The following is a 26,017-nucleotide window of genomic DNA, read 5'->3' on the forward strand; positions in this document are numbered from 1 at the left end:
GGAGCAGATCCATGCGTTCCCGTCCCCGCCTGTTGGCACTCGTCACCGGACTGGCAGTCATGCTGGCCAGCCTGGTGACCCTGCCGACCCCCGCCGCCGCGGCGCCACTGACCAAGGTCCTGGTGTTCAGCAAGACCGCCGGCTTCCGCCACTCGTCGATCCCCAACGGCATCGCCGCGATCCAGCAGCTCGGCGCGGCCAACGGCTTCACCGTGACCTCGACCGAGGACGCCGGCCAGTTCACCACCTCCAACCTGGCCCAGTACCAGGCGGTGGTCTTCCTGTCGACGACCGGCGACGTCCTCAACTCCAGCCAGCAGACGGCCTTCGAGTCGTACATCGCCGCTGGTGGCGGCTACGTCGGCGTGCACGCCGCCGCCGACACCGAGTACAGCTGGCCCTGGTACGGCCAGCTGGTCGGCGCGTACTTCGACTCGCACCCGGCGATCCAGACCGCGACCGTGCGGATCGAGGACAACACCAACCCGTCGACGGCGCACCTCGGGGCCACCTGGGTCCGCTCCGACGAGTGGTACAACTACCGGACCAACCCCCGGTCCACCGCTCGGGTCCTGGCCAACCTCGACGAGTCGTCCTACAGCGGCGGCAACATGAGCGGCGACCACCCGATCACCTGGTGCAAGGCGTACGGCGGCGGTCGGGCCTGGTACACCGGCCTCGGGCACACCGAGGCGTCGTACACCGACCCGAACTTCACCCGGATGCTGCTCGGCGGCCTCCAGGTCGCCGCGGGCTCCGTGACCGCCGACTGCTCGCCGCGCACGACCACCCCGCCGCCCACCGTCAGCGGCTCCACCCTGCGGGCCCGCGCCAACAACCAGTACGTCAGCGCACCCAACTCGACCACCGCGCTGATCGCCAACAAGACCTCGGTGAACACGAGCGAGCGGTTCGACCTGGTCAACCTGGCCAACGGCAACGTGGCGCTGCGGGCCAAGAGCAACTCGCAGTACGTCGCGGCCGAGAACGCCGGGGCCGCCGCGCTGATCGCCAACCGGGGCAGCGCCGGCGCCTGGGAGACGTTCCAGCTGGTGCGCAACTCCGACGGCACGGTGAGCCTGCGGGCCACGGTGAACAACCGGTACGTCTCCGCGGACAACGCGGGCGCCTCCCCGTTGATCGCCAACCGGACCTCCATCGGCCAGTGGGAGAAGTTCGACCTGGTCACCACCAGCTGACCTGCTCCCCGCCCGCTCTTCACCACCCCCATCTGGTCGTGGTGCGCCCCCGCGCGCCCGCACCCCCGGTCGTCGAGAAAGGACGATCATGCTCTCGTATCCCCGGCGCTGGCCCCGGGCGCTCTTCGCGGCGGTTCTCACCGTCGCAAGCGCGGCCCTCGCTGTGGCTGCACCGTCCACCGCGCAGGCCGCGGTGATCCCCGCCTCCGACTATCAGCAGGTCAAACTGGCCACCGGCTCGGCCGAGCTGGGTGAGGCCATGTCCCTGGCCGTCCTCCCGAACCGCTCGGTGCTGCACACCGCCCGCAACGGCGTGCTGCGGGTGACCGACGTGGCCGGCAATACCAAGACCTCCGGCACCCTGTCGGTCTACACCCACGACGAGGAGGGGTTGCAGGGCGTCGCCGTCGACCCCGGCTTCGCCTCCAACAGGTGGATCTACCTGTACTACTCGCCCACGTTGAGCACCCCGTCCGGGGACGCGCCGACCACCGGCTCGCAGTCGGACTGGGACCGGTGGAAGGGGCACCTGCGGCTGTCCCGGTTCACCCTCAACTCCGACGACACGCTCAACCTGGGCAGCGAGAAGATCGTGCTCCAGGTCGCCAACGACCGTGGGCAGTGCTGCCACGTCGGCGGCGACCTGGACTTCGACGCCGCCGGCAACCTGTACCTGACCACCGGCGACGACACCAACCCGTTCGAGTCGTCCGGCTACGCGCCGATCGACGAGCGGACCAACCGCAACCCGCAGTTCGACGCCCAGCGCACGGCGGGCAACACCAACGACCTGCGGGGCAAGCTGCTGCGGATCAAGCCGCAGGCCGACGGTACGTACACCATCCCGTCGGGCAACCTGTTCGCTCCCGGCACGGCCAACACCCGGCCGGAGATCTACGCGATGGGTCTTCGCAACCCGTTCCGGATGAGCGTCGACAAGGCCACCGGCGTCGTGTACCTCGGCGACTACGGCCCGGACGCCGGCAGCACGAACTCCAGCCGGGGTCCCCAAGGTCAGGTCGAGTTCAACCGCATCGCGTCGGCCGGCAACTACGGCTGGCCGTACTGCACCGGCACCAACACCAGCACGGAAACATACAACGAATACACCTTCCCGTCCGGGCCGTCGCAGTCCAAGTACAACTGCACGGGCGGGCCGACCAACAACTCGTTCCGCAACACCGGGCTCGGCACGCTGCCCGCGGCGAGGTCGGCGTGGATCAAGTACGCCGGCGACTCCGGTTCACCGTCGGAGTTCGGCAGCGGCTCGGAGTCGCCGATGGGCGGGCCGGTCTACCGGTACGACGCTTCGCTGAACTCCAGCATCAAGTTCCCGCAGTCGCTCAACGGCCAGTTCTTCGCCGGTGAGTACGGCCGCCGCTGGATCAAGGCCATCGCGGTCAACTCCGACGGCTCCCGCGGGGAGATCTCCAACTTCCCGTGGTCCGGCACCCAGGTCATGGACATGGCCTTCGGACCGGACGGCGCGTTGTACGTGCTGGACTACGGCACCGGCTCGAACAACCAGGCGTTGTTCCGGATCGAGTACATCGGCGGCGGAAACCGCAACCCGATCGCGGTCGCCTCGGCGAACCCGACGTCGGGGGCCAACCCGTTGACCGTCAACTTCTCGTCGGCCGGCAGCTCGGACCCCGAGGGTGGGGCGCTGAGCTACCTGTGGACGTTCGGTGACGGCACCACGTCGACGGCGGCGAACCCGACCAAGACGTACACCACGAACGGCACGTACTCCCCCACGTTGAGGGTCACCGACCCGAACGGGTTGACCGGCACGGCGAGCCTGGTCATCACCGTCGGCAACACGGCCCCGACGGTGACGCTCACCTCGCCCGCCGACGGGCAGTTGTTCAGCTTCGGTGACACGGTGTCGTACCAGATCAGCGTGAGCGACCCGCAGGACGGCACGATCGACTGTTCCAGGGTGAGCCTGACCTACGCGCTGGGTCACGACAGTCACGCCCACCAGATCACCTCGAAGAACGGGTGCAGCGGCTCGATCACCCTGCCGACCGACGGCGAGCACGACTCGGCGGCGAACATCTACGGGGTCTTCGACGCCGCCTACACCGACAACGGCGGGCTGACCACGCACAGCATCAAGACGCTGCAACCGAAGCACCGCCAGGGTGAGCACTTCGGCGCCACGTCGGGCGTGCAGGCCACCGACCACACCAACGCCGAGGGTGGCCGCACGGCCGGCTTCATCGAGAACAACGACTGGATCTCGTACCAGCCGTACAACCTCGCCAACGCCAACCGCATCACCGTGCGGGCGTCGTCGGCCGGCGCGGGCGGCACCATCGAGGTGCGGGCCGGTTCGGCCACCGGTTCCCTGCTGGGCACCGTCACGGTGCCGGTGACCGGCAACTGGGAGACGTTCGTCGAGGCGTCCGCCACGATCAGCAACCCGCCGAGCGCGTCGACGACGCTGTACCTGGTCTTCAAGGGCGGGTCCGGCTACCTGTTCGACGTCGACGCGTTCACCTTCACCACCGGCACCGGTAACACCACGCCGGTGAGCACGCTGCGGGCGCAGGTCAACAACCAGTACGTGTCGGCGGTCGGCACCACCGCGTTGATCGCCAACAAGGCCAGCGTCGGTGGCACGACGGAGCAGTTCGACCAGGTCGACGGCGGCAACGGCACCATCGCCCTGCGGTCGCGCGCCAACGGGCTGTACGTCTCGGCCACGAACGCGGGCGCCGCAGCGCTGGTCGCCAACGCCGCGGCGATCGGATCGTGGGAGAGGTTCCAGCTCATCACCAACTCCGATGGGACGGTGAGCCTGCGGGCCACGGTCAACAACCAGATCGTGTGCGCCGAGAACGCCGGGGCCGGATCTCTGATCGCCAACCGCACGTCGGTCGGGGCCTGGGAGAGGTTCATCCTGACCACCGGCTGACCGGGGGTGTGTGCACGGTAGGGCCCGGCCTGGTGACCGACCAGGCCGGGCCCTACCGTGTGAAGTAGGCGGCGCTCTCCGCGTCCGCGGGGTAGTAGGACTCGACCGCGATCTCCTCGATGGTGATGTCAGTCGGGGTGCCGAACGTGGTGATTGTCGAGAAGAGCCGCAGCTCCCGGTCGCCCACCCGGAGGATCATCGGGAGCACCACGTCGGCGTCGACCCGTTCGCCCGTCGGCTCCTCCGGCTGCGGGCCGAGCAGCTCCTCGTAGAGCGCGGCGAGCGTCGCGTCCGGCGCGGCGGCGAGTTGGCGTGAGATCCGGCTGCGAAACACCGCCCGCACGTCCGCCAGGTTGACGACCAGGGACGCGAGCCCGCGCGGGTCCAGGCCGAGCCGGACCAGGTTCACCGGGGGCCGCAACAGGTCGGGGGCCACGTACGCGAAGAACGGGTCGACCGCGCGGTTGGTCATGACGATGTTCCACCGGCGGTCGAAGACCAGCGCCGGGTACGGCTCGTGTGCCCGCAGCACCCTGCGGACCGCGTCGAGGGCACTCGTGAGGGCGCTGTCGTCGAGCGGGCGCTGCGCGTACCGGGGCGCGAAGCCGGCGGCGAGCAACAGCTGGTTGCGGTCGCGCAGCGGCACGTGGAGCTGGTCGGCGAGCCGGAGGATCATGTCGGCGCTCGGCGTGGACTTGCCGGTCTCGACCAGGCTGACGTGCCGAGCCGAGACGTCCGCGGCGATCGCCAGGTCGAGTTGGCTGAGCCCTCGGCGCTTGCGCCACCCCCGTAGGAGTTCCCCGACCGCATACACGATCATGACCATACTCAGCCTCGCCCGGGACGCCATGAAGTGCGATGTCATCGACAACCACCCGGGACCGGGGAAACACTCCCGCCCATGACCACCGAGAACAAGAGCATCGTCGGACGGGCGTTGGCGGGGCTCGTCGACACCGGCGACGTCGACACGCTCGCCTCGTACCTGAGCGAGGACTTCACCCATCACCGGTCGGACTCGACGACCTCGACCAGGGCGCAGTGGCTCGCCGCGGTCCGCGCCGCGCTGGGCCCGACCGCCGGCATGAAAGTCGACATCCTGCACCTGCTGGCCGACGGCGACCACGTCGTGGTGCACTCGCGACGCCGGCTACCCGACGTGGAGATCGTGGTCGTCGACGTCCTGCGGATCGCCGACGGGTTGATCGCCGAGGCGTGGGAGGTCATCGAACCGGCGGCCCACGCGCCCGCCAACGGGGCGTGGTGGAAGCGTGACTAGATCGGGAAGCGGCCGTGCCGCCAGTGCCAGTGGCCGCCGGCGCGCAGGTGGTCGATGATCGCGCGCTGGAGCACGGTGCGGCGCGGCAGCTCGTCGAGGGGCGTGCTCAGGGTGCGGAACCCGAACCGCAGCACCTCGATGTCGGCGTCCGGCCCCTCCGACGCCTGGTAGGGCTCCAGCTCGAAGCGGCGTTGGAACCGCACGATGTTGGAGTCCTCGGGGAGGTACTCGCGTAGTTGCGGGTCGAGCAGCCACGAGGCGCAGGAGAACGCGGTGTATCGCTCGTCGGGGAAGTGCCGGGCGAAGAACGCGCGGGCCTCGTCGAGGGACGACGCGACCGCCTGCGGGGTCAACGGGCCCGAGTCGGGGACGTGCAGACCGATAGCGCCGTCGCCGCGCTGGTGTTGCAGCCGGCCCAACTCGTAGACGCTGCCGCGCGAGTGCAGCGTCAGCCAACTCTGCATGATCGGCCAGCCCTCGCCGCGCATCCGCCGGTCGATCGCGAGGTTGCGGCCCAGGTCAGCGAGGGTCACCCAGGACACCGCGTCGGGGACGTCGTGGTCGCGGTGGTAGCCCCGCACGACGTCGACCAGGGCCAGGTACGCGTACACGTAGAGGTGCCGCCAGGCGAGCCCCCGGTCTCGGGGCAGCTCCGGGCCGGGCGACATCCACTCGTAGCCCGCGAGGTCGGCGCGGACCAGGGCGATCGAGCGGTCGAGGAGCCAGCGCAGCTCCTCGGTCCACAACGGAGAGTCGGGGTCGGGCCAGCCCGCGATGACCTCGGCGGCGTCCTCCGGCGGCACGGCGAGCCGGTCGAGGAGAGCGGGCGCGTCGGCCTTGGCCGGTAACGGTGCTGACGGCCCGTCACCGGCGAGTCGGTGCACACGGTCGACGTCTTCGACGGGCACCCCGAGCCGGGCGGCGATGTCGTCCAGGTCCACGCCGACGACCATACCGGCCGGCGGGCGTCTCAGGAGCCCGCCGGCACTCCGGCGTCGAGCTGCCCGACCATCGGCGCGAGAAGGTCGTTGAGTTCCCGGGCCAGCACCGCCACGGCCCGCCGTGCCGCTGCGGGGACGTCGTCCGCCGGCCCGGCGGGAGTGGGCGGTAGGTCGTCGAGCGGGACCGGTGCCTCCACCTGGAGCAGCGCGCGCAGGTGCGGCCGGCGCGTCTGGTCCTGCTCGGTGGGCGTGGTGAACTGGCCGAACAGCTGGGGCCAGTTCTGCCAACCACGGTCGCGCTGCCACTGCTTGGTCCAGGTCAGCTCGGCCGGCCAGCGGGAGGCGAGGGTCACCGCGCAGACCAGGCTGCCGTCCCACGGGCTGCGCGCGCAGGTAGCCGAGATGATCCGCCGGTGCCAGCGGACGAAGCCCGGCGACAGCTCGCTGGCCAGCCGCCAGGCCGTCACCGCGAACGCGACGGGCGCGAAGTCTCCCCAGGTGTCGGTGAACTCGTCGATGCGGCCGAGCACCTCGGCCTCGTACCGGCCGCGTCCGTCGGTGCCGTGTTCGCGGTCGAACTGCTCGTCCAGCCAGAAGGCGCGCGGTTCCGGCATCCTCAACCCCCGTTTGTGAGAAGTCAGGCAACCGTCACTGACGGTATACGACGCGCCCACTGTTGACCGTCGGTCCGAGCCTAGCGTCTGCGAAAGGACGTCGGAGCGCAGCGGCCAGCCCAGGACCCGCCCGGCGGCGCCCGTGGGTTGACAAGACAGTGGTTCCAGAGTGGACGATGCACCGTGCGGATTCTGGTGGTGGGTGGCAGCGGGCTGATCGGCGCTCACGTCGTGGACGTCCTCCGAGACGGTGGTCACGCCGCGACCACCGTGGCGCGGACCGCCCAGCCGGGCGTCGACCACCTGCTCGATGTCGGGTCCGCCTCGGTCGACGACCTGCGGCCGTTGCTCGCCGGGCACGACGGCGTCGTGTACGCCACCCGCACCGACGAGCAACGGCCACTGCCCAAGCCGATCTATCCCGAGTTCCGGCGCGACAACGTCGACCCGGTGGTACGCCTGCTCACCGCCGCCCGCCTCGAAGGGCTCACCCGCGGCGTCGTGATGGGCTCCTACTACACCTACTTCGACCGGCTCCACCCGCAGTGGCGCCTCGCCGAACGGCACACGTACATCCGGTGCCGCCTGGAGCAGGCCCAGGAGGGGCGGGCGGCCGCCGGCGAGGGCCTTCCGGTCGCCGTCCTCGAGCTGCCCTTCGTCTTCGGTCGGGCCGGCGACCGGCTGCCCAACTGGGCCCCTCCGCTGGACCGGTGGGCGCGCTCGCGTACCCCGTTGGTCGCCCCGACCGGCGGTAGCGCCGCGGCCTCCGCGCGCAGCGTGGCCGAGACCGCGGTCGACGCCCTGGAGCGGGCCAGTGGCGCGGACATCCCGATCGCCGACGAGAACCTCACCTGGGCCGACATGCTCGCCCGCATCGCTGACGCGGTGGGCCGGCCCCGCCGGGTCGGCCGGATGCCGGCCGGCGCGGCGCGGGCCGCGCTGCGACTCGGCGGCGCGGCACAGGCCCTCGGTCGCAAGGAGTCCGGCATCAACCCCAGCCACCTCGGCGACCTGCTGCTCGCCGACCTGTTCATCGAGCCGACCACCGGCCGCTCACTGGACTCGGCACTGCGCGAAACCTTCCCCGCCGGCGACACCCACTGACGGTCCCGGCGAGCTGACCCACCGTTGGTCGCCCCGACGCCGTCGGACCCCGGGGTCGAGACGGCGTCGCCGCCCTCGTCGGGCAGGCTGTGGGCATCAGGCCGGACCGACCACCGGGAGAGACCACGTGCCGACCCACCGCCACCCGGGCACCCTCATCAGCGACCACACCTTCCGGGTACCGCTCGACCACGCGGACCCGGCCGGGGAGCAGATCGAGGTGTACGCCCGCGAGGTCGTCGCAGCGGGCGCACAGCGGGAGTCCCTGCCCTGGCTGCTGTTCCTGCAGGGCGGGCCGGGCGGGCGGTCCCCCCGCCCGGTGGGCCGGGACGAGTGGCTGGACCGGGCGCTCGACGACTACCGGGTGCTGCTGGTGGACCAGCGCGGCACCGGCCGGTCCACACCCGTCGACCGGCACACCCTGCCACTGCGCGGGGACGCCGCCGCACAGGCCCGGTACCTGGCGTACTTCCGCGCCGACTCGATCGTGCGGGACTGCGAGCTGATCCGCCGGGAACTCCTCGGCGACGCCGGGCAGTGGAGCGTGCTGGGCCAGAGCTACGGCGGCTTCTGCGCCCTCACCTACCTGTCGTACGCCCCGCAGGGTCTACGCGAGGCGTTCGTGACGGGTGGTCTCGCCGGCCTGCGCAGCACGCCGGAGGCGGTGTACCGGGCGGCCTATCCCCGGGTGCAGCGCAAGGTCGAGGCGCACTACACGCGCTACCCGCAGGACGCCGAGGCCGTCCGCACCGTCGTGCGCCAGTTGCGCGAGCAGGAGGTACGGCTGCCCGGCGGTGGCGTGTTGACCGCCGAGGCGTTCCAGACGCTGGGCATCCTCCTGGGCACCGGGAACGGCTCGCACACGCTGCACTACCTGCTGGAGGAGAGCACGCTGCCCGGCGCACCCTTCGGCGACGCGTTCCTCGCCCAGGTGGAGCGTCACCTGTCGTTCACCGGACGCCCGCTCTACGCCGTACTCCACGAGTCGATCTACGGTCAGCGGTCGGTGTCCCCGCACGGCACCCGGTGGGCCGCACAGTCGGTCCGCGCGGAGTTCCCCCGGTTCGACGTCGACCGGGCGCTGGCCGACGACCTCCCGGTGCTGCTGACCGGGGAGATGATCTACCCCTGGATGTTCGCCACCGACCCGGCGCTGGCCCCGCTGGCCGAGGCGGCGCAGCTGCTCGCCCAGCGGGAGGGCTGGCCCGACCTGTACGACCCCGCTCAGCTGGCCCGCAACGAGGTGCCGGTGGCCGCCGCCATCTATCACGACGACATGTACGTCGACACCGTCGACTCGCTCGACACCGCCCGCTCGGTACGCGGGCTGCGTACCTGGGTCACCGACGAGTACGAGCACGACGGCCTCCGGGTCAGCGGCGGCCGGGTCCTCGACCGGCTGATCCGGCTGGTCCGGGGCGAGCGGTGAGGCAGTCGTTCGATCCGGGCAGGTGCCGGTCAGCGCAGCTGCTCGGCCAGCCCGACGATGATGCCCTCCGGGCCGCGTACGTAGCAGAGCCGGAAGATGTCCTCGTACCGCTCCACCTCCCCGACGAGTTCGGCGCCATGGCCGCGCAGCCGGGCGATCACGTCGTCGATGTCGTCGACGGCGAACATGATGCGTCGAATGCCGAGTGTGTTCGCCGGGGTGTCCCTCGGCGTGGCGCTGACCGCCGCCGGTGAGTGGAACATCGCCAGCTCGACCTTGCCCTGGCCGTCCGGGGTCCGCAGCATCGCGACCTCCTGCCGCACGTCGTCGAGCCCGATGACACGCTCCACCCACCGCCCCTCGACCGGGCCCCGCCCCTCCACCTGCATGCCGAGTTCGACGAAGAACGCGATGACCGCGTCCAGGTCATCGACAACGATGAGGACGTTGTCCATCCGCTGGATCGCCATGCTCGATCTCCCTGCTCTGGTGCGGTCCCGGTGACCGCATCCTCCCCGAGGACGGAGTCACCCCGCCGTTCTCGACATCCAGAGCTGACCGCGTCGTCGCGTGGCAGGCCCGCTACCCGTCGGCCCGGCTGCGCGGAGGTACGAGCGTTCTCAACAGACCGGTCTCCACGTCGTACTCGTAACCGGAGATCTTGATCTGGTCAGACAGCAGCGGAGCGTCGAGGAGCGTGGCGTGGCGCCCGAAGATCAAGTGATGGAAAGTAGGTCAGGAAAGCGCCTGACAGCTACTTGTCATCACCTGATCAAGCGGATCGATGGACTCTCCCAAGCGGCGCCGGAAGAGGGACCTCGCCCCTGATGGCCTTCTCACTCAACTCGACGCGTTCCGGGTGGAGGATGTTCTCCTGCAGAGGGTGGCCGGGGGCGTTGACACAGCGCTGCCCTGACTGAGCACTGCAGACCGGGCACTGAAGGAAGAAGCCGCAGGAGGGCGCCAGTTCGACGCCCTGCGCCAGCGCCGACCTACCGATCTTGACGATGGCGTTGTACAGGCCGGAGTCCCGGTGCCGGGCAGCGGCAGCAGCGGCCTCCCGCATCCCGTTCCAGAACACTTCGACCGCGTTCGGTTCGTCGACGTCAACCCACATGGCCCGGGACTGCCCGGCTCGGACCGGGCTAAACCTGACCATTCGCCGCGCACCGCCCGCGCTTGGCGACGTGGCATCAGCACTCGGCACACGTGGCGTTGCATCGATCAAGGACGGGGCGTAGCCGACCAAGCGGGCGACGTGCCTTGTGAGCTGCTGATTCGCTTGGCAACGATGGTCGGCAGTGGACCGTGCCGACCCCCGTGGACAACCTGCAAACCTCATGATCTTGGCTAGTTGCTCGACATCAAGAGGCCGGGACAATCACCCGAAAGGCTACGGACAAAGCAGTCACAGGTCAGGGCACCTGCGCTTCGTTACTTGGCGTTGAAGTAGTTGGCCTCCGGGTGGTGTACCACGATCGCGTCGGTGGCCTGCTCCGGCATGAGCTGGAACTCCTCGGACAGCTCGACCCCGATCCGGTCCGCGCCGAGCAGATCCATGATCTTCGCCCGGTCCTCCAGGTCGGGGCAGGCCGGGTAGCCGAACGCGTACCGGCAGCCCCGGTAGTCGTTGTGCAGGATGCCGGCCAGGTCCGCCGGGTCGTCGTGCCCCAGCGGACGCCCGTCGGGCAGGGTCATCTCGGCACGGATGCGCTGGTGCCAGTACTCGGCCAGAGCCTCGGTGAGCTGCACGGACAGCCCGTGCACCTCCAGGTAGTCGCGGTACTCGTTGCGGGCGAACAGCTTCGCCGCGTACTCGCTGACCGGCTGGCCGACGGTGACCAGTTGCAACGCGACCACATCGAGCTGGTCACCCTGGGGCTTGAAGAAGTCCGCCAGGCAGAGCCGCCGCTCCTGCCGCTGCCGGGGGAACGAGAACCGGGCGCGCTCCGCGTGCCCGTTCTCGTCGAGCACCACCAGGTCATTGCCTTCGGAGTACGCGGGGAAGTAGCCGTACACCACGGCTGCCTCAAGGATCTGGTCGGCGATCAGCCGGTCCAGCCAGTACCGCAGACGCGGCCGACCCTCGGTCTCGACCAGCTCCTCGTAGGAGGGCCCGCTGCCACCCCGGGCGCCGCGCAGCCCCCACTGCCCGGAGAAGGTGGCCCGCTCGTCGAGGAGCGCCGCGTAGTCGGCCATCGGCACGCCCTTGACGACCCGGGTGCCGAAGAACGGTGGGGTGGGCACCGCCACGTCGGCTGCCACGTCGGAGCGGACCGACGAGTCGTGCAGCTCCGGCAGCGACGTGGTGACCATCGAGCGTTGCCGCTCCCGGCGCGCCCGTCGGGCCGCGAGAGCCGCCTCCCGCTCCGGGTCGATCACCGGGGCGCCACCACGCTTCGCGGTCATCACCCGGTCCATCAGGGACAGACCCTCGAACGCGTCCCGCGCGTAGTGCACCTGCCCGGGGAACGTCGAGCGCAGGTCGTCCTCGACGTACGCGCGGGTCAGCGCCGCCCCACCGAGCAGGACGGGCCACCGCTCCGCGACCCCGCGGGTGGCCATCTCGGCCAGGTTCTCCTTCATGATCACGGTGCTCTTGACCAGCAGACCGGACATGCCGATCGCGTCGGCGCGGTGCTGCTCGGCGGCGTCGAGGATGGCGCTGATCGGCTGCTTGATGCCGATGTTCACCACCTCGTAGCCGTTGTTGGACAGGATGATGTCGACGAGGTTCTTGCCGATGTCGTGCACGTCGCCGCGCACCGTGGCGAGCACGATGCGGCCCTTGCCGCCGTCCTCGGCGGTCTCCATGTGCGGCTCCAGGTAGGCCACCGCGGTCTTCATCACCTCGGCGGACTGGAGCACGAACGGCAGCTGCATCTGGCCGGAGCCGAACAGCTCACCGACCACCTTCATGCCGTCCAGCAGGATGTCGTTGATGATCGACAACGGGGAACGGCCGCCGGCCATCGCCTCGTCCAGGTCGGCCTCCAGGCCGTTGCGCTCGCCGTCGATGATCCGCCGCTTGAGCCGCTCGTCGAGCGGCAACGCCGCCAACTCCTGCGCCCGGCTGGCCCGGGCACTCGTCACGTCGACACCCTCGAAGAGCTCGAGGAAGCGCTGCACCGGGTCGTAGCCCTCCCGGCGCCTGTCGTACACCAGGTCCAGGGCGACCTCGCGCTGCTCGTCGGGGATCTTCGCCATCGGCAGGATCTTGCTGGCGTGCACGATCGCCGACGTCAGGCCGGCCTGCACGCACTCGTGCAGGAACACCGAGTTGAGCACCTGCCGGGCCGCCGGGTTGAGCCCGAACGAGATGTTCGAGATGCCCAGGGTGAAGTTGACGCCGGGGTAGCGGCGGGAGATCTCCCGGATCGCCTCGATCGTCTCGATGCCGTCGCGACGGGTCTCCTCCTGCCCGGTGGCGATCGGGAAGGTCAGCGCGTCGATCAGGATGTCGGCCCGGTCGATGCCCCACCGGCCGGTCAGGTCGTCGATCAACCGCGCCGCGACCCGGACCTTCCACTCCTGGGTGCGGGCCTGCCCCTCCTCGTCGATGAGCAGCGCCACCACCGACGCGCCGTGCTCACGGACGATCGGCATCACCCGGGCGTACCGGGATTCGGGGCCGTCACCGTCCTCGAAGTTGACCGAGTTGACCACGCACCGGCCGCCGAGCATCTCCAACCCGGCCTCGATGACCGCCGGCTCGGTGGAGTCCAACATGATGGGCAGGGTAGACGCGGTGGCGAACCGACCGGCCAGCTCGCGCATGTCCTGCGTGCCGTCGCGGCCGACGTAGTCCACGCAGAGGTCGAGCAGGTGCGAGCCGTCGCGCGCCTGACTGCGGGCGATCTCCACACAGGCCCGCCAGTCGCCGGCGAGCATGGCCTCCCGGAACGCCTTCGAGCCGTTGGCGTTGGTCCGCTCACCCACCATCAGCACCGACGCGTCCTGGGCGAACGGCACCGGGTGGTACACCGACGAAACACCCGCCTCGTGCCGGGGCTCGCGGGCCGGGGCGGTGACGCCGTGCAGCCGCTCGGCCAGCACCCGGATGTGCTCCGGGGTGGTGCCGCAGCAGCCGCCGACCAGCCCCACGCCGTACTCGGTGATGAACCGCTCCAGCGCCTCCCCCAGCTCGACCGGGCTCAGCGGGAAGTACGCCCCGTCGGCGGTCAGCACCGGCAGGCCGGCGTTCGGCATCACCGACAGGGGGATGCGGGAGTGCTGCGACAGGTAGCGGAGGTGTTCGCTCATCTCGGCCGGGCCGGTCGAGCAGTTGAGCCCGATCAGGTCCACGCCGAGCGGCTCGATCGCGGCGAGCGCCGCACCGATCTCGCTGCCGACAAGCATCGTGCCGGTGGTCTCCACGGCCACGTGACAGATGATCGGCACCGACTGGCCCAGCTCGGCCATCGCCCGCCTCGACCCGACCACGGCCGCCTTGACCTGGAGCAGGTCCTGGCAGGTCTCGATGATCAGCGCGTCCGCGCCGCCGGCGATCAGACCCGCCGCGTTCTCCTGGTAGGCGTCGCGCAGCGTCGCGTAGTCGGCGTGCCCGAGGGTCGGCAGCTTGGTGCCCGGACCGATCGAGCCGAGGACGAACCGGGGCCGCTGCGGGGTGCTCGCCGCGTCCGCGGCCTCCCGGGCGATCCGGGCGCCGGCCTCGGACAACTCGCGGATGCGGTGCGGGATGTCGTACTCGGCGAGGTTGGCGAGGTTGGCGCCGAAGGTGTTGGTCTCCACGCAGTCGGCACCGGCGGCCAGGTAGGCGTCGTGCACCCCGCGGACCACGTCCGGGCGCGTGACGTTGAGGATCTCGTTGCAGCCCTCCAGCCCGTCGAAGTCGTCGAGCGTGAGGTCCGCGGCCTGCAACATCGTGCCCATCGCGCCATCGGCGATGAGAACCCGCTCAGCCAGCACATCCATCAATGAAGTCCGCACCCGTTCAGGTTAGTGCGATTCGGCGGGACTCCACGACCATCCTCGAGCGATCCCCTATTGTGTCACGGGGATCACCCTGTCTGGTTCGTTCGGGTATGACCTGCTGCCGGAGCGGCTGACCGGCGCGGCCGACGGGCCGCACCCTCGCCCTGCACGTAGGCTGACGGACGTGAAGGACAACAGGGACGCCGCCGTGCCCCACGGTATGACGACCGGGCGCGGTCCCGGCGCCAACCGCGACGAGCAGGGTGAGGTGACGGCGTGACCGAGTTCGACGGACTGCCGGTGCTGCGGTCCCCGGTGGCGATCGCCGCGTTCGAGGGTTGGAATGACGCCGCCGACGCGTCCACCGCCGCGGTCGAGCACCTGGAGCAGGTCTGGAACGCGCGGCAGATCGCCGAGCTGGATCCGGAGGACTTCTACGACTTCCAGGTCAGTCGGCCCACCATCACGATGGCCGACGGGGAGACCCGGCGGGTGGAGTGGCCGACGACTCGGTTCATGGTGGCCAGCCCGGAGGGCACCGACCGCGACGTGGTGCTGATCCGCGGCATCGAGCCGAGCATGCGCTGGCGGACGTTCTGCGAGCAGGTGCTGGAGATCTGCCACAGCCTGGAGGTGGAGCGGGTGGTGCTGCTCGGCGCGTTGCTCGCCGACGTGCCGTACACCCGGCCGTTGCCGATCAGCGGCAGCGCCTCCGACGCGCAGGCCGCCGAGCGCTACCAGCTCACCCCCACCCGGTACGACGGGCCGACCGGCATCGTCGGCGTGCTGCACGACGCCTGCTCCCGCGCCGAGGTGGACGCCGTCTCGTTCTGGGTGCACGTGCCGCACTACGCCAACAACCCGCCCTGCCCGAAGGCCACCCTCGCCCTGCTGCACCGGGTCGAGGAGGTCGTCGACCTGCCGGTGCCGATGGCCGACCTCGCCGAGGAGTCGGCCGAGTGGGAGCAGCGGGTGCGCAGCGCCGCCGAGCAGGACGCCGAGCTGGGCGAGTACGTGCGCGAGCTGGAGGAACGGGTCGGTGACGAGGGCATCACCCCGTTGACCGGTGACGAAATCGCCCAGGAGTTCGAGAAGTACCTGCGCCGCCGGGGCGGTTCGGCCGGCCCCACCGCCGGCTCCTGGTAGCACCTTTCTTGCACGGGCTCTCGGACCTCTGTTCGGTCCGGGGGCCCGTTTCCGCGTGTCCGGGGTAGCGCCGTCACACCCTCTAGGGCATCCTAGGAACCTAGATGTGATCAAGGAGGCGGGTGTGCAGATCAATCCCGGGGCCGCCGAGTTCCCGCACCGACAGATCGCCGCGCAGCTCAAGGCCCAGGTCCGCCGCGGCGACTGGGGGCCGGGCGAGCGGCTGCCGTCCATCCCGGCCATCGCCGAGATGTTCGGCGTCGCCAAGCAGACCGTGCAGCGCGCCGTCGACCAGCTGCGGGTCGAGGGCATCCTCATCACCAAACCCGGCTCCGGTACGTACGTCCGAGGCACCCGCCGTCGCCTCAACCGCCTCTCCCGGGGTCGGTACGGCGGCTTCCGCGGCTACCACACCGACCTGGCCGCCCGTTACCGTCAACAACTCGTCTCCGTCGGGCCGGCCCCCGCCCCCGCCGAGGTGGCCGACGCCTTCGGCGTGTCCGACGGCACCAGCCTGCTCTGCCGCCGACACCTCGTCCGCACCGACGACTCCCCCGTCGAGGTCGGCGCCTCCTGGTTCCTGCCCCGCGACACCGCAGGCACCTCACTGGAACGCGTCGAGGCGTTCGGTCGGCCCCTCTACCAGGAGGCCGAGGAGGCCACCGGCCGGCGGTACGTCGCCGCCACCGACACGATCAGCGCCCGCCAGCCGAGCCGGGAGGAGGCCGAGACCCTCCAGATCCGACCCGACACCCCCGTGCTGCACCTGCTGCACGTCGCCTACGACGCACACCGCAAGCCGATCGAGGTGTCCCAGGCGACCTGGCCCGGCCCGATGACCACCCTCACCGAGGAGTACAAGATCCCCGGCCCAACCCCCGACCCGGAACCCAACCCCGGCCTGGTCCTGGGCTAACACCGCACCCCGCCCGGCCCCGCCCTGCCCCGCCCTGCCCTGCCCTGCCCTGCCCTGCCCTGCCCTGCCCTGCCCTGCCCTGCCCTGCCCTGCCCTGCCCTGCCCTGCCCTGCCCTGCCCCGGCGATCTTGCACTTGCTGTTGCCGCTTTGCCCCGCTTGGCACCTTTCGTAACGTCAGGAAGTGCAAGATCGGCGAGGGGGGCGCGGGGAGCGCGTCGATCAAGGAGTTGTGGTGCCGCGCATAAGGGGCACAGCACCTTATACCGGCCACCACAACTCCATGATCGACGCCAGCCAAGCGCGATCGACGCCAGCCCAGCACGGAGGACGCCAGCCGAGCGCGCACGGGGCCAGCCGAGCGCGCAGGACGCCAGCCGAGCGCGCACGGGGTCAGCCGAGCGACGCGGGGGGCAGGCTTGCGAGGGGCTAGAGGCGGATGCCGAGGAGGGCGTCGACCGTGTTCGCGAAGAGGGCCGGGGCCTCGGGGTCGTCGGTCGCGCCGGCGAGGGTCGCCTCGGCCCAACGGTCCGCCGCTGCCAAAGCGCCAGGGGTGTCCAGGTCGTCGGCCAGGCGCGCGCGTACCTCGGCCAGCAGCTCGGCCCCGGACGGTCCGGCCGGCGCGGCGGCGGCCCGCCGCCAGCGGTCCAGGCGCTCCTGTGCGGTCGTGAGCAGGTCGTCGGTCCAGGTGCGGTCGCTGCGGTAGTGCCCGGAGATCAGCGCCAGGCGGATCGCCATCGGGTCGACCTTGTCGGCGCGCAGCCGGGAGACGAAGACCAGGTTGCCGCGGGACTTGGACATCTTCTCGCCGTCCAGGCCGATCATCCCGGCGTGGACGTAGTGCTCGGCGAACGGCGCCTGGCCGGTGAGCCGCTCGGCGTGCGCGGCGGAGGCCTCGTGGTGCGGGAAGAGCAGGTCGTTGCCGCCGCCCTGCACGTCGATCCGGTCGCCGAGCAGGTTGAGCGCGATGACCGCGCACTCGATGTGCCAGCCGGGGCGGCCCGCGCCCAGGTCGCCGCCCGGCCAGGACGGCTCGCCCTCGCGGGCGCCGCGCCACAGCAGCGGGTCCAGTGGGTCCCGCTTGCCGGCGCGGTCCGGGTCGCCGCCGCGCTCCGGGAAGATCTCCAGCATCTGTTCGCGGGTCAGGTTCGACTCGTAGCCGAACCGGCCGGTGGCGGAGATGTCGAAGTAGACGTCGCCGGTGCCGTCGTCCAGCCGGTACGCGGCGCCGTCCTTGAGCAGCACCTCGACCTTGTCGGCGATGTCCGGGATCGACTCGACCGCGCCCACGTAGTGCTCCGGCGGTATGATCCGCAGCGCCTCCATGTCCTCCCGGAACAGCGCTGTCTCACGCATCGCCAGGACCACCCAGTCCTCGCCGTCGCGGGCGGCCCGCTCCAGCAGCGGGTCGTCGATGTCGGTGACGTTCTGCACGTAGCGCACCGGGCGACCGGCGTCGCGCCACATCCGCTGCACCAGATCGAACGTGATCATGGTGGCGGCGTGGCCGAGGTGGGTGGCGTCGTACGGGGTGATGCCGCAGACGTACATGCTTCCCGCGTCGGCCGGCTCGCTCGGGTGGACACCCTGCCGCGCCGAGTCGTACAACGCCAGTGGCTCGCCCCTGCCCGGCAGCCGTGGCACCTCGTGTCCCGCCCAAGACTCCATGGGGATCAGCCTAGCCAGCCCGGCGACAAGGCCGGAGCGCCCCACGGGTGATCAAGATGACAACGCTCTCACATCGGTGGCCAGGGCATCGCCGGCCAGTCCTCCGGAGGCTGCGGGAAGCGGCCGGTCTCGCGCAGCCGGTCGACCCGGGCGGCCACCTCGGCAACCTCGCTGATCGTCAGGTGGTCGGACAGCTCCGCGCCGAGCGCCCCGGCGACCTGCCCGGCCAGCGCGTCGAGCATCTCCACGGCATCGGGCGGCAACTGCTTGCCGGCCCACCCCCAGAGCACCGTCCGCAGCTTGTCCTCCACGTGGAAGCTCACGCCGTGGTCCACGCCGTAGATCCGGTCGTCGGGACCGACGAGGACGTGACCGCCCTTGCGGTCGGCGTTGTTGAGCACCGCGTCGAGCACCGCAAGCCGGGCCAGCCGCGGGTCGTCGGCGTGCGCCAGGGCGTAGTCGGCGCCGTCCTCGTCGCGGGCCGCGGCGATCGGGATCCAGCGCGGCGGCAACTCCCCGGCGGGCAGGAAACCGACGAGCGCCTCGGCGTCCTCCGGCTCGTCGATCCAGAGCTGACAGGAGCCGGGGCCGAACGGGCCGTCGCGCAGCACGGTGGGCGGCACGAGATCCCACCCGGTGGCCCGGGAGACCAGATAGGCCGAGACCTCCCGACCGGCAAGGGTGCCATCGGGGAAGTCCCAGAGTGGGCGCTCGCCACGGACCGGCTTGTAGACGCAGCGGGCGGTCACCCCGTCCAGGGTGAGAATGCCGCGCAGTGTGGTGTTCGACGCGTCGACAAGCCGACCCTCCAGCTCGAGGGCGCCGTCGCGCAGCAGCCGCAGCGCGGCGTCGCCGTCCTGACGGGGCTGGAGGCCGGACGAGGTCACCGGTGGTAACCGTTGTGCCGCGGGCAGAGGTGCCCGGCGGGGTCCAACGGCTGGCCGCAGAGCGGGCACGGTGGTCGGCCCGCGTTGACCACTCGCCGGGCCCGCTCGATGAACTGGCGGGTGGCCTGCGGGGTGAGCCGGACCCGGAGCCGGTCGAGGTCCTCGTCCGGCTCCTCGTCCTCGTCGTCGTCCTCGTCGTCGTCCTCATCGCCGAGCTCGACCTCGGGCTCCACCTCGCCCGCGGCGATCGCCTCGATCACCACGGTCGCGGTGTCGACGTCGAAGGCCAGCCCGAGGGTCCCGACCCGGAACTCCTCGTCGACGGGAGTGTCCAGCGGCTCGTTGTCGCCGATCACCGGCGCCAGCTCGGGCAGGTCCACCCCGAAGCGACGCTGCGCCTCGGTGAGCAGCTCCTCCAGCTTCTCGGCGAGCAGGGACACCTGGACCTTCTCCAGCGCGACGCTGACCAGCCTGCCGCCGCCGCGGGCCTGCAGGAAGAACGTGCGCTCCCCCGGCGGCCCGACAGTCCCGGCGACGAACCGCTCCGGCGGTTCGAAGGCGTGCACCTGGTGGGTCATACCCACGACCCTATCCGGCCCGCCTTGGCGTCGCGCACCCCACCGACGCGAATCGCCGCAGCGTCGGCGCGCCCGGCGTACCAGGGGCGATACCCGGGCGTGGCGGCCTTGTCGACAGGAGCTGACGGGCCGGCCGGCGACGGCGCCGTGACCGGCCTCACCGCGACACACCCGCCCCGCCGCCGACGGCCGCGTCCGAGTCGGCCGCCCGGTTCGCGCGCCGACGCCGCTTCGCCGGCGGCGGCACCAGCGCCGCCAGGTCGCCGCCGGTGTCGTTGAGACGCACCACGAACGGACGCAGCGGCGTGAACCGGATCGCCGTCACCGACGCCGGGTCGGCCACGATCCGCTGAAAGGCATCCAGGTGTACGCCGAGCGCGTCCGCCACGATCGCCTTGATCACGTCGCCGTGGCTGCACGCCAGCCAGACCGCCTCGGGCCCGTGTTCGGCGCTCACCCGGGCGTCCCAGGAGCGCACCGCCGCCACGGCACGTGCGGCCATCGCCGCCATCGCCTCACCGTCCGGGAAGACCACCGCGCTGGGGTGCTGCTGGACGACCGGCCAGAGCGGCTCCTTGGCGAGCTTCTTCAGCGGCTGCCCCTCCCAGCTGCCGTAGTCGCACTCGATCAACCCGTCCTCGACCACCGGGGTGGCCTGCGGAAGCGCCAACTCCAGGGTCTGCCGGCACCGGATCAGCGGGCTGGTCACCACGGCGGCCAGCGGCACCGCCCGCAACCGCTCGCCGACCGCGCTGGCCTGGGCACGCCCGGTGTCGTCCAACTCGACCGGTTGCCGACCGGCCAGACCGCCGTCCGCGTTCGCGGTCGTCCGGCCGTGTCGCAGGAGCAGAAGGGTCGCCACGGTGACCACCCTATGACCTGGGCCCGAACCGGGCCGTCGCGGGCAGCGGACGACCCCCGGCTCCGCTCGCGGGCGGGGTCGGGGGCCGTCGACGGAGTCGCTCAGGTGGCGTCGATCGTGCCGGTCAGCAGCAGGGCCAGGACCAGGGTGCCCAGCGCGACCCGGTACAGCACGAAGACGTACAGGGTGTGGTGGGCGACGTAGCGCAGCAACCAGGCGATGGCCGCGTACCCGACGCCGAAGGCGATGGCGGTGGCCACGATCGTCTGGGCCACGGTGGGTACGGACGTGCCCGGGGCGGACGGTTCGAAGACGTCACCGAGGCTGAACACACCGGACATCACCACCGCCGGGATGGCCAGCAGGAACGAGTACCGCGCCGCCGCCTCCCGGGTCAGGTTGAGCAGCAGGCCCGCGGTGAGCGTGCCGCCGGAGCGGGACACCCCGGGGACCAGCGCCATGGCCTGGGCGAAGCCCATCACGATGCCGTCCTTCATCCGGAAGTTCTCCAGGGTGCGGGTCTGCCGCCCCCAGTACTCCGCGAAGGCCAGCACGAACGCGAACACGATCAGCGTGGTCGCCACCACCCACAGGTTGCGCCCGGCGGTCTTGATCTGGTCCTTGAAGACGAAACCGAAGAGCCCGATCGGGATCGAGCCGACGATCACGTACCAGCCCATCCGGTAGTCGAGGCTGGAGCGGACCGACTTGTCCCGGATGCCGACCAGCCAGGTCCGGGTGATCCGCCAGATGTCCTTCGCGAAGTAGATCAGCACCGCCGCTTCGGTGCCGAGCTGGGTGACCGCGGTGAACGACGCGCCGGCGTCCTGGTCGAAGAAGATCGCCGAGGTGATCCGCAGATGCCCCGACGAGCTGACCGGAAGGAACTCGGTCAGTCCCTGGACGATGCCCAGGACGATGGCCTCGATCCAGGTCACTCGCCGACTCCGGAAAGGTCGAGAGCCTCGGCGACGGTACGCAGGGTCTGCACACCGCTGTCCCGGTCAGCTACGAAGAGGGTCACCGAGAGCGTGGTGACGCCGGCGGCGGCGTACTCCCGCATCCGCTCGGCGACGCGCTCCTTCGGGCCGAGCAGCGAGGTGCGGTCGATGAACTCCATCGGTACGGCGGCCGCGGCGTCGCGCTGCCGCTTGGCCAGGTACAGGTCCTGCACCTCGCGGGCGGCGTCGCCGTAGCCCATCCGGGTGGCGAGCTGGTTGTAGAAGTTCTGCTGCCGGCTGCCCATACCGCCCACGTAGAGCGCGGCGTACCAGCGGACAAGCTCGGCGCAGGACGCCACGTCGTCGCCGATCACCACGGGCACCGACGGCACCACGTCGAACCCGGCCAACTCCTTGCCGACCTTGGCGCGTCCGGCGCGAACCGAGGCGAGCTGCTCCTCGGCGAACTCCGGGGCGTAGAAGACAGCCAACCAACCGTCGGCGATCTCGCCGGCCAACTCCAGGTTCTTCGGGCCGACCGCGGCCAGGTAGATCGGTATGTGTTCGCGGGGTGGATGGAAGCCCAGCCGCAGGGCCTTGCCCGGGCCGTCCGGCAGCGGCAGCGTGTAGTGCTCGCCGTCGTACGCCACCTCCTTGCGGGCGACGGCCAGCTTCACGATGTCGACGAACTCGCGGGTCCGGGCGAGCGGCTTGGCGAACCGCACGCCGTGCCAGCCCTCGGACACCTGCGGGCCGGAGACGCCCAGGCCGAGCCGGAACCGGCCGCCGGAGAGCGCGTCGATGGTGGCGGCGGTCATGGCGGTGGCCGCTGGCGTACGGGCGGGGATCTGCATCACCGCGGCGCCGACGTCGATCCGTTCGGTCTGCCCGGCCATCCAGGCCAACATGCTCGGTGAGTCGGAGCCGTACGCCTCCGCCGCCCACACCACCGAGTAGCCCAGCCGGTCCGCCTCCTGGGCCAGCGCCAGGTGGTCGGCAGGTGTGCTCCACGCCGTCTGGTATCCGAGACTGAGCCCGAGTCGCACTGGTCCTCCCCCATCCGTGGCACAGGTCGCCCCAGGTTACGCAATGCCGATAACGGACTCGATCACCGGCTCGACACCTTTGATCCCCCCTCCATCGGGGCAGCCCGGGGCGGCGGAACCGGCAGAACCGGCAGAGATACGGGAGCGAGGATATCCGTGGCGGCAGGTTCGAAATAAGGTTCACCCATGCAACAGCGACCGCTCGGCCGAAGCGGGCTGGCGGTTTCCCGGCTCGCGCTCGGCACCATGACCTGGGGCCGGGACACCGACGCCGACGATGCGGCCGCTCAGCTGAAGAGTTACCTGGACGCGGGCGGCAACCTCATCGACACCGCCGACGTGTACGGCGACGGCGACGCCGAGTCGGTGATCGGCTCGCTGCTGGGTTCCCTCGTCCCCCGCGAGGAGCTGCTGATCGCCACCAAGGCCGGGTTGCGCCCGGGCAGTGGCCGACGCCGCGACGGCTCCCGGGGGCACCTGCTACGCACGTTGGACGCGTCGCTGCGTCGGCTCGGCACCGACCACGTCGACCTGTTCCAGGTGCACGGGTACGACCCGGACACCCCCCTGGAGGAGACCCTGGCCGCCCTGGACCACGCGGTGGCGAGCGGCAAGGTCCGCTACGTGGGTGTGTCCAACTTCTCCGGCTGGCAGACCGCGCGGGCCGCCGCCTGGCAGACCGCCTGGCCGGGGCGGGCGCCGGTGGTCGCGTCCCAGGTGGAGTACTCGCTGTTGGAGCGGGGCGTGGAGCGCGAGGTGCTGCCCGCCTGCGACGCGCTCGGTCTCGGCGTGCTGCCCTGGTCGCCGCTGGGCCGGGGCGTGCTCACCGGCAAGTACCGGCACGGCCGTCCGGGCGACTCCCGGGCCGCGTCGCCGCACTTCGAACGGTTCGTCTCCACCTACCTGGAGCCGCGCTGCTCCAGCATCGTGGAGGCGGTGGCGACCGCGGCCGGCGGGCTGGGGGTGTCGCCCCTGGAGGTGGCGTTGGCGTGGATCCGGGACCGGCCCGGTGTGACCGCGCCGATCCTCGGTGCCCGTACGGTGGGGCAGTTGCTCGGGGCACTCCAGGTGGAACGGATCACCCTGCCCGAGGAGATCACCACCGCGCTCGACGACGTCTCCGGGGTGCCGGTCGGCTACCCCGAACGCGACGGCTGACCGCCGGCCGGGCTACGGCGTCGGGCGCCGACCGGGGAGGTCCTGGATCGCGGTCAGGAAGCGCGACTGGTCGTCGCGGAGCGCGGGCTGGGTGAGGCGGATCCACGAGCCGTCGTCGAAGACGACGGTGGAGGCGAGCTGCACGAGCCCGCTCGCGCCCCGCTCGGAGTCGACCCGGGCCACCCGGTCGCGGCGCACACTCCACAGCACCCGCGGTTGCCGCCGGTCGGGCCGGTCGGCGTCCGGTCGGGGACCCATCCGCAGCAGGTGCAGGTGGGTGTCGGTCACCGCCAGCGGGGTGCCGCTGTAGCGCTCCAGGAAGAGCAGCAGGCTGCCGGCGAGGGTGGCGAGGTCGCCGCTGAAGACGTACCGGCGGCGGTAGGCGATCTCGGCGAGCTGCTCGGCCAGCGGACGGTACTGGCTCAGCCGGAACAGCGCCCGGAACGCCTCCTGCTCCTCGCTGAGCGGGATCGGCTCCCGCTGCGCGGGTTGCTGCGGCAGCCCCGGTTGCGGCGCGGCCATCTCCGGCACACCGGCGGCGACGGCACCGGCCTTGCCCGGCAGCAGCAACACACCCGCGGCCAGCCGCACCGGCGTCAGCACGGCGTCGACCCAGACCACCGGGTTGACGATGTTGAGCAACCCGAACAGCGCCTTCGGGTCGAGCGCGTCGGCCAGCTCGTCGCCGACCTCGTCGGCGAGCTGCCGACCGGCCTGGTGGGTCTGCGACATGCGCACCGGCGCGAGCCCCACGTACCGAAGATCCTGCCCCTCGAGCAGGGGCGCCACCAGGGCGCGCTCCGGGTCGTCGCTGGTGCGGAGTTCGTCGCGCAGCTCGCGGGCCTTGTCCCGGGCGGCCCGCGCGCCGCCGAGCACCGCGTCGGTGAACCGGCCCAGCCGACCCCGTTCCCCTGCCATCACCCGTCGCCTCCCTAGCGGCCCGCCGGCTGGTCCGCCGGCGGCTGCCCGAAGACATTCTGGTCGACCCAGTCCGCGCCGCCCCGCACCGCCTCGTTGATCTGGTCGCCGACCTGTTCACTGCCGGGAACGGAGAGCCCGGTGGTCAACGCGACGGTCCCCCAGGTGACCCCGTGGACGACCGAGTTCGGCACGTTCCACGGCAGGTGCGTCGCCCAGTCCCGGGCGATCACTCGGGCACCGTCCGCGACGCCGTGCGTCCGCAGCGCGGCAGCCCGGTCGAGGACGCCCATGTCGAACGGAGAACCCGACTTGCCCAGCTTGTAGGTGCCCTTGGTGGGGTCGAGGAACTTGTGGTGCCACTTGTCGAGCTTGCCGGCGGCGCGGCGCTTGTCGGCGTACTTCTTGCCCTTGCGCAGCGCCTTCTGCATGTCGACGAGCTTGTTCAGGTGCGCCCGCAGCTTGCGCAGGTAGAGCAGGACCCGCTGGAGCAGGCGGATGACCTTCTGCAGGTGCACCGCAAGTGGGCGGATGACCTTCAGCATCCGGGTGACCACGATCAGGCCCCTGGTGACGGCCAGGCCCACGCCGGCGGCCCAGGACGCGCCCATCGTGACCGGCGCCATCAGCAACGCCGTCACCAGCGTGACCAGGAGGAAGTTCACGAACTCCACGCAGATGTCCACGAGCACGTCGTGCACGGTCTGCAGACCGTCGGCGACGCTTCGCAGGTACTCGGCGGTCGCGGCGAACTGCTCGGCGACGTCGAGGAGCTGCTGCTCCACCTCGGCCAACCGCTGGCCGTACGCCACACCGGACGGTGAGCGCCACCCGGCCTGCGCGGACTCCCGGACCCCGCGGTGGCCCTGCGCCAGGTCGCGCACCTGCGCGGCCAGCGCGTCCCACTCGGCGGCCTTCGCCCGCAGCACGGCGGGCTCGCCGTCGACGAGGTCGACGAGCTGGATGAGTGGCCAGGCCAGGGTCCGGCAGACGCTGTTGACGGCGTCCTCCACCCCGGACAACGCGTTGTCCAGGCCGTTCCAGAGCTGGACGGCGCTGCCGGCCGGGCCGCTCATCCGGGCAGCCCCGACTGGATGGCCTTGAACCCGGCGTCGAGGTCGCGCTCGTTGAGCTCGTACGCCTCGGCGGTGTCGGCAAGCGCCGTGGCGACCCGGCCGAAGGCCGCGTTCGCGGCGGCGAACAGCTCCTTGCCGCCGGTGACCTGCTCGGCGTACTTGTCGCGGAGCATGTCGCTCGCGAACGGCAGGTGGCCGAAGGCGTCCGACGGCACGTCGCCGGCCGAGACGATCTGACTCTCCAGCGCGGCGAGCGAGCTGGCGACCTGCTTGGCGGCTGTCTCCAGTCGACGGACCACCTGCACGTCGACATCGATATCCGGTGGCATGCCGTTCCTCCCCCATGAGTCGAGCGCCCCGACGATACGATCTCCCGGCTGCCGGGCACCACCCGGTCGC

Annotated in this window: 24 protein-coding genes; 8 read left to right on the forward strand and 16 right to left on the reverse strand. The window is 71.2% G+C overall.

What is annotated here, in order from left to right:
* The first annotated feature begins 59 nt into the window (after positions 1-59).
* Both ACWER9_RS23105 and ACWER9_RS23110 read left to right on the forward strand, forming a co-directional pair.
* Complete coding sequence (locus ACWER9_RS23105) at positions 60-1,199, forward strand: ThuA domain-containing protein (protein ID WP_452303843.1); 1,140 nt, start codon at positions 60-62, stop codon at positions 1,197-1,199.
* A gap of 88 nt (positions 1,200-1,287) precedes the next feature.
* Positions 1,288-4,122 (forward strand): PQQ-dependent sugar dehydrogenase, encoded by a 2,835-nt coding sequence (locus ACWER9_RS23110; RefSeq protein WP_452303811.1) that lies wholly within the window; start codon positions 1,288-1,290, stop codon positions 4,120-4,122.
* Positions 4,123-4,174: 52 nt separating this feature from the next.
* Here the strand turns inward: ACWER9_RS23110 and ACWER9_RS23115 are convergent, their stop codons facing one another.
* Entirely contained in the window at positions 4,175-4,942 is a 768-nt protein-coding gene (locus tag ACWER9_RS23115; RefSeq protein ID WP_452303812.1) for a helix-turn-helix domain-containing protein, read from the reverse strand.
* A gap of 81 nt (positions 4,943-5,023) precedes the next feature.
* On the opposite strand from ACWER9_RS23115, the gene ACWER9_RS23120 reads away from it, so the two are divergent.
* Positions 5,024-5,401 (forward strand): nuclear transport factor 2 family protein, encoded by a 378-nt coding sequence (locus tag ACWER9_RS23120; RefSeq protein WP_452303813.1) that lies wholly within the window; start codon positions 5,024-5,026, stop codon positions 5,399-5,401.
* Here ACWER9_RS23120 and ACWER9_RS23125 read toward each other — a convergent pair.
* Positions 5,398-6,342: an acyltransferase domain-containing protein gene (locus tag ACWER9_RS23125; protein WP_452303814.1), complete on the reverse strand. Its 945-nt coding sequence runs from the start codon at positions 6,340-6,342 to the stop codon at positions 5,398-5,400. The genes ACWER9_RS23120 and ACWER9_RS23125 overlap by 4 nt on opposite strands.
* A 29-nt stretch (positions 6,343-6,371) precedes the next feature.
* Positions 6,372-6,956 carry a hypothetical protein gene (locus tag ACWER9_RS23130; protein WP_452303815.1) on the reverse strand — a complete coding sequence of 195 codons (585 nt, stop codon included), beginning with the start codon at positions 6,954-6,956 and terminating at the stop codon, positions 6,372-6,374.
* A gap of 183 nt (positions 6,957-7,139) precedes the next feature.
* On the opposite strand from ACWER9_RS23130, the gene ACWER9_RS23135 reads away from it, so the two are divergent.
* Positions 7,140-8,060: an NAD-dependent epimerase/dehydratase family protein gene (locus ACWER9_RS23135; protein ID WP_452303816.1), complete on the forward strand. Its 921-nt coding sequence runs from the start codon at positions 7,140-7,142 to the stop codon at positions 8,058-8,060.
* A 127-nt stretch (positions 8,061-8,187) separates the two neighbouring features.
* The gene (locus ACWER9_RS23140; protein WP_452303817.1) at positions 8,188-9,489 is read left to right on the forward strand and encodes an alpha/beta fold hydrolase; all 1,302 of its coding nucleotides are present in this window, start codon (positions 8,188-8,190) and stop codon (positions 9,487-9,489) included.
* A gap of 29 nt (positions 9,490-9,518) precedes the next feature.
* Here the strand turns inward: ACWER9_RS23140 and ACWER9_RS23145 are convergent, their stop codons facing one another.
* The 4 genes from ACWER9_RS23145 to metH all read right to left on the reverse strand — a co-directional run bounded on the left by ACWER9_RS23145 (position 9,519) and on the right by metH (position 14,424).
* Complete coding sequence (locus tag ACWER9_RS23145) at positions 9,519-9,959, reverse strand: VOC family protein (RefSeq protein ID WP_452303818.1); 441 nt, start codon at positions 9,957-9,959, stop codon at positions 9,519-9,521.
* A gap of 112 nt (positions 9,960-10,071) precedes the next feature.
* Positions 10,072-10,209 carry a hypothetical protein gene (locus ACWER9_RS23150; protein ID WP_452303819.1) on the reverse strand — a complete coding sequence of 46 codons (138 nt, stop codon included), beginning with the start codon at positions 10,207-10,209 and terminating at the stop codon, positions 10,072-10,074.
* A gap of 52 nt (positions 10,210-10,261) precedes the next feature.
* Entirely contained in the window at positions 10,262-10,606 is a 345-nt protein-coding gene (locus ACWER9_RS23155) for a zinc finger domain-containing protein (RefSeq protein ID WP_452303821.1), read from the reverse strand.
* A gap of 317 nt (positions 10,607-10,923) precedes the next feature.
* Positions 10,924-14,424 (reverse strand): methionine synthase, encoded by a 3,501-nt coding sequence (gene metH, locus ACWER9_RS23160; protein WP_452303844.1) that lies wholly within the window; start codon positions 14,422-14,424, stop codon positions 10,924-10,926.
* 276 nt (positions 14,425-14,700) lie between these two features.
* Here metH and ACWER9_RS23165 point away from each other — a divergent pair, with 276 nt between their 5' ends.
* Both ACWER9_RS23165 and ACWER9_RS23170 read left to right on the forward strand, forming a co-directional pair.
* Entirely contained in the window at positions 14,701-15,570 is an 870-nt protein-coding gene (locus tag ACWER9_RS23165) for a PAC2 family protein (protein ID WP_278139358.1), read from the forward strand.
* A 124-nt stretch (positions 15,571-15,694) separates the two neighbouring features.
* The gene (locus tag ACWER9_RS23170) at positions 15,695-16,486 is read left to right on the forward strand and encodes a GntR family transcriptional regulator (RefSeq protein WP_452303823.1); all 792 of its coding nucleotides are present in this window, start codon (positions 15,695-15,697) and stop codon (positions 16,484-16,486) included.
* 427 nt (positions 16,487-16,913) lie between these two features.
* Here ACWER9_RS23170 and mshC read toward each other — a convergent pair whose 3' ends face one another.
* The 6 genes from mshC to ACWER9_RS23200 all read right to left on the reverse strand — a co-directional run bounded on the left by mshC (position 16,914) and on the right by ACWER9_RS23200 (position 22,466).
* On the reverse strand, positions 16,914-18,152 hold the full coding sequence (gene mshC, locus ACWER9_RS23175) for a cysteine--1-D-myo-inosityl 2-amino-2-deoxy-alpha-D-glucopyranoside ligase (RefSeq protein WP_452303824.1): 1,239 nt from the start codon (positions 18,150-18,152) through the stop codon (positions 16,914-16,916).
* Between the two features lie 68 nt (positions 18,153-18,220).
* On the reverse strand, positions 18,221-19,039 hold the full coding sequence (locus ACWER9_RS23180; RefSeq protein WP_452303825.1) for an SCO1664 family protein: 819 nt from the start codon (positions 19,037-19,039) through the stop codon (positions 18,221-18,223).
* Positions 19,036-19,617: a DUF3090 domain-containing protein gene (locus ACWER9_RS23185; RefSeq protein WP_357232892.1), complete on the reverse strand. Its 582-nt coding sequence runs from the start codon at positions 19,615-19,617 to the stop codon at positions 19,036-19,038. The genes ACWER9_RS23180 and ACWER9_RS23185 overlap by 4 nt, the downstream gene beginning before the upstream one ends.
* A 157-nt stretch (positions 19,618-19,774) precedes the next feature.
* Entirely contained in the window at positions 19,775-20,488 is a 714-nt protein-coding gene (locus ACWER9_RS23190) for an MSMEG_4193 family putative phosphomutase (protein ID WP_452303826.1), read from the reverse strand.
* A 92-nt stretch (positions 20,489-20,580) separates the two neighbouring features.
* Positions 20,581-21,417: an undecaprenyl-diphosphate phosphatase gene (locus ACWER9_RS23195; RefSeq protein WP_452303827.1), complete on the reverse strand. Its 837-nt coding sequence runs from the start codon at positions 21,415-21,417 to the stop codon at positions 20,581-20,583.
* Complete coding sequence (locus tag ACWER9_RS23200) at positions 21,414-22,466, reverse strand: LLM class F420-dependent oxidoreductase (protein WP_452303828.1); 1,053 nt, start codon at positions 22,464-22,466, stop codon at positions 21,414-21,416. The genes ACWER9_RS23195 and ACWER9_RS23200 overlap by 4 nt, the downstream gene beginning before the upstream one ends.
* Before the next feature lie 186 nt (positions 22,467-22,652).
* Here ACWER9_RS23200 and ACWER9_RS23205 point away from each other — a divergent pair, with 186 nt between their 5' ends.
* A complete protein-coding gene (locus ACWER9_RS23205) occupies positions 22,653-23,624 on the forward strand; it encodes an aldo/keto reductase (RefSeq protein ID WP_357351535.1) in 972 nt (323 codons plus the stop codon).
* Between the two features lie 12 nt (positions 23,625-23,636).
* Here the strand turns inward: ACWER9_RS23205 and ACWER9_RS23210 are convergent, their stop codons facing one another.
* Genes ACWER9_RS23210 through ACWER9_RS23220 form a run of 3 tightly spaced genes read right to left on the reverse strand, consistent with a single transcriptional unit; the run spans position 23,637 to position 25,947 of the window.
* Positions 23,637-24,542: a hypothetical protein gene (locus ACWER9_RS23210; protein ID WP_452303829.1), complete on the reverse strand. Its 906-nt coding sequence runs from the start codon at positions 24,540-24,542 to the stop codon at positions 23,637-23,639.
* 14 nt (positions 24,543-24,556) lie between these two features.
* Complete coding sequence (locus ACWER9_RS23215; RefSeq protein WP_452303830.1) at positions 24,557-25,618, reverse strand: WXG100 family type VII secretion target; 1,062 nt, start codon at positions 25,616-25,618, stop codon at positions 24,557-24,559.
* The gene (locus tag ACWER9_RS23220) at positions 25,615-25,947 is read right to left on the reverse strand and encodes a hypothetical protein (protein WP_452303831.1); all 333 of its coding nucleotides are present in this window, start codon (positions 25,945-25,947) and stop codon (positions 25,615-25,617) included. Before ACWER9_RS23220 ends, ACWER9_RS23215 begins: the two co-directional genes overlap by 4 nt.
* Positions 25,948-26,017 lie beyond the last annotated feature (70 nt).

The organism is Micromonospora sp. NPDC003944 (assembly GCF_053605225.1).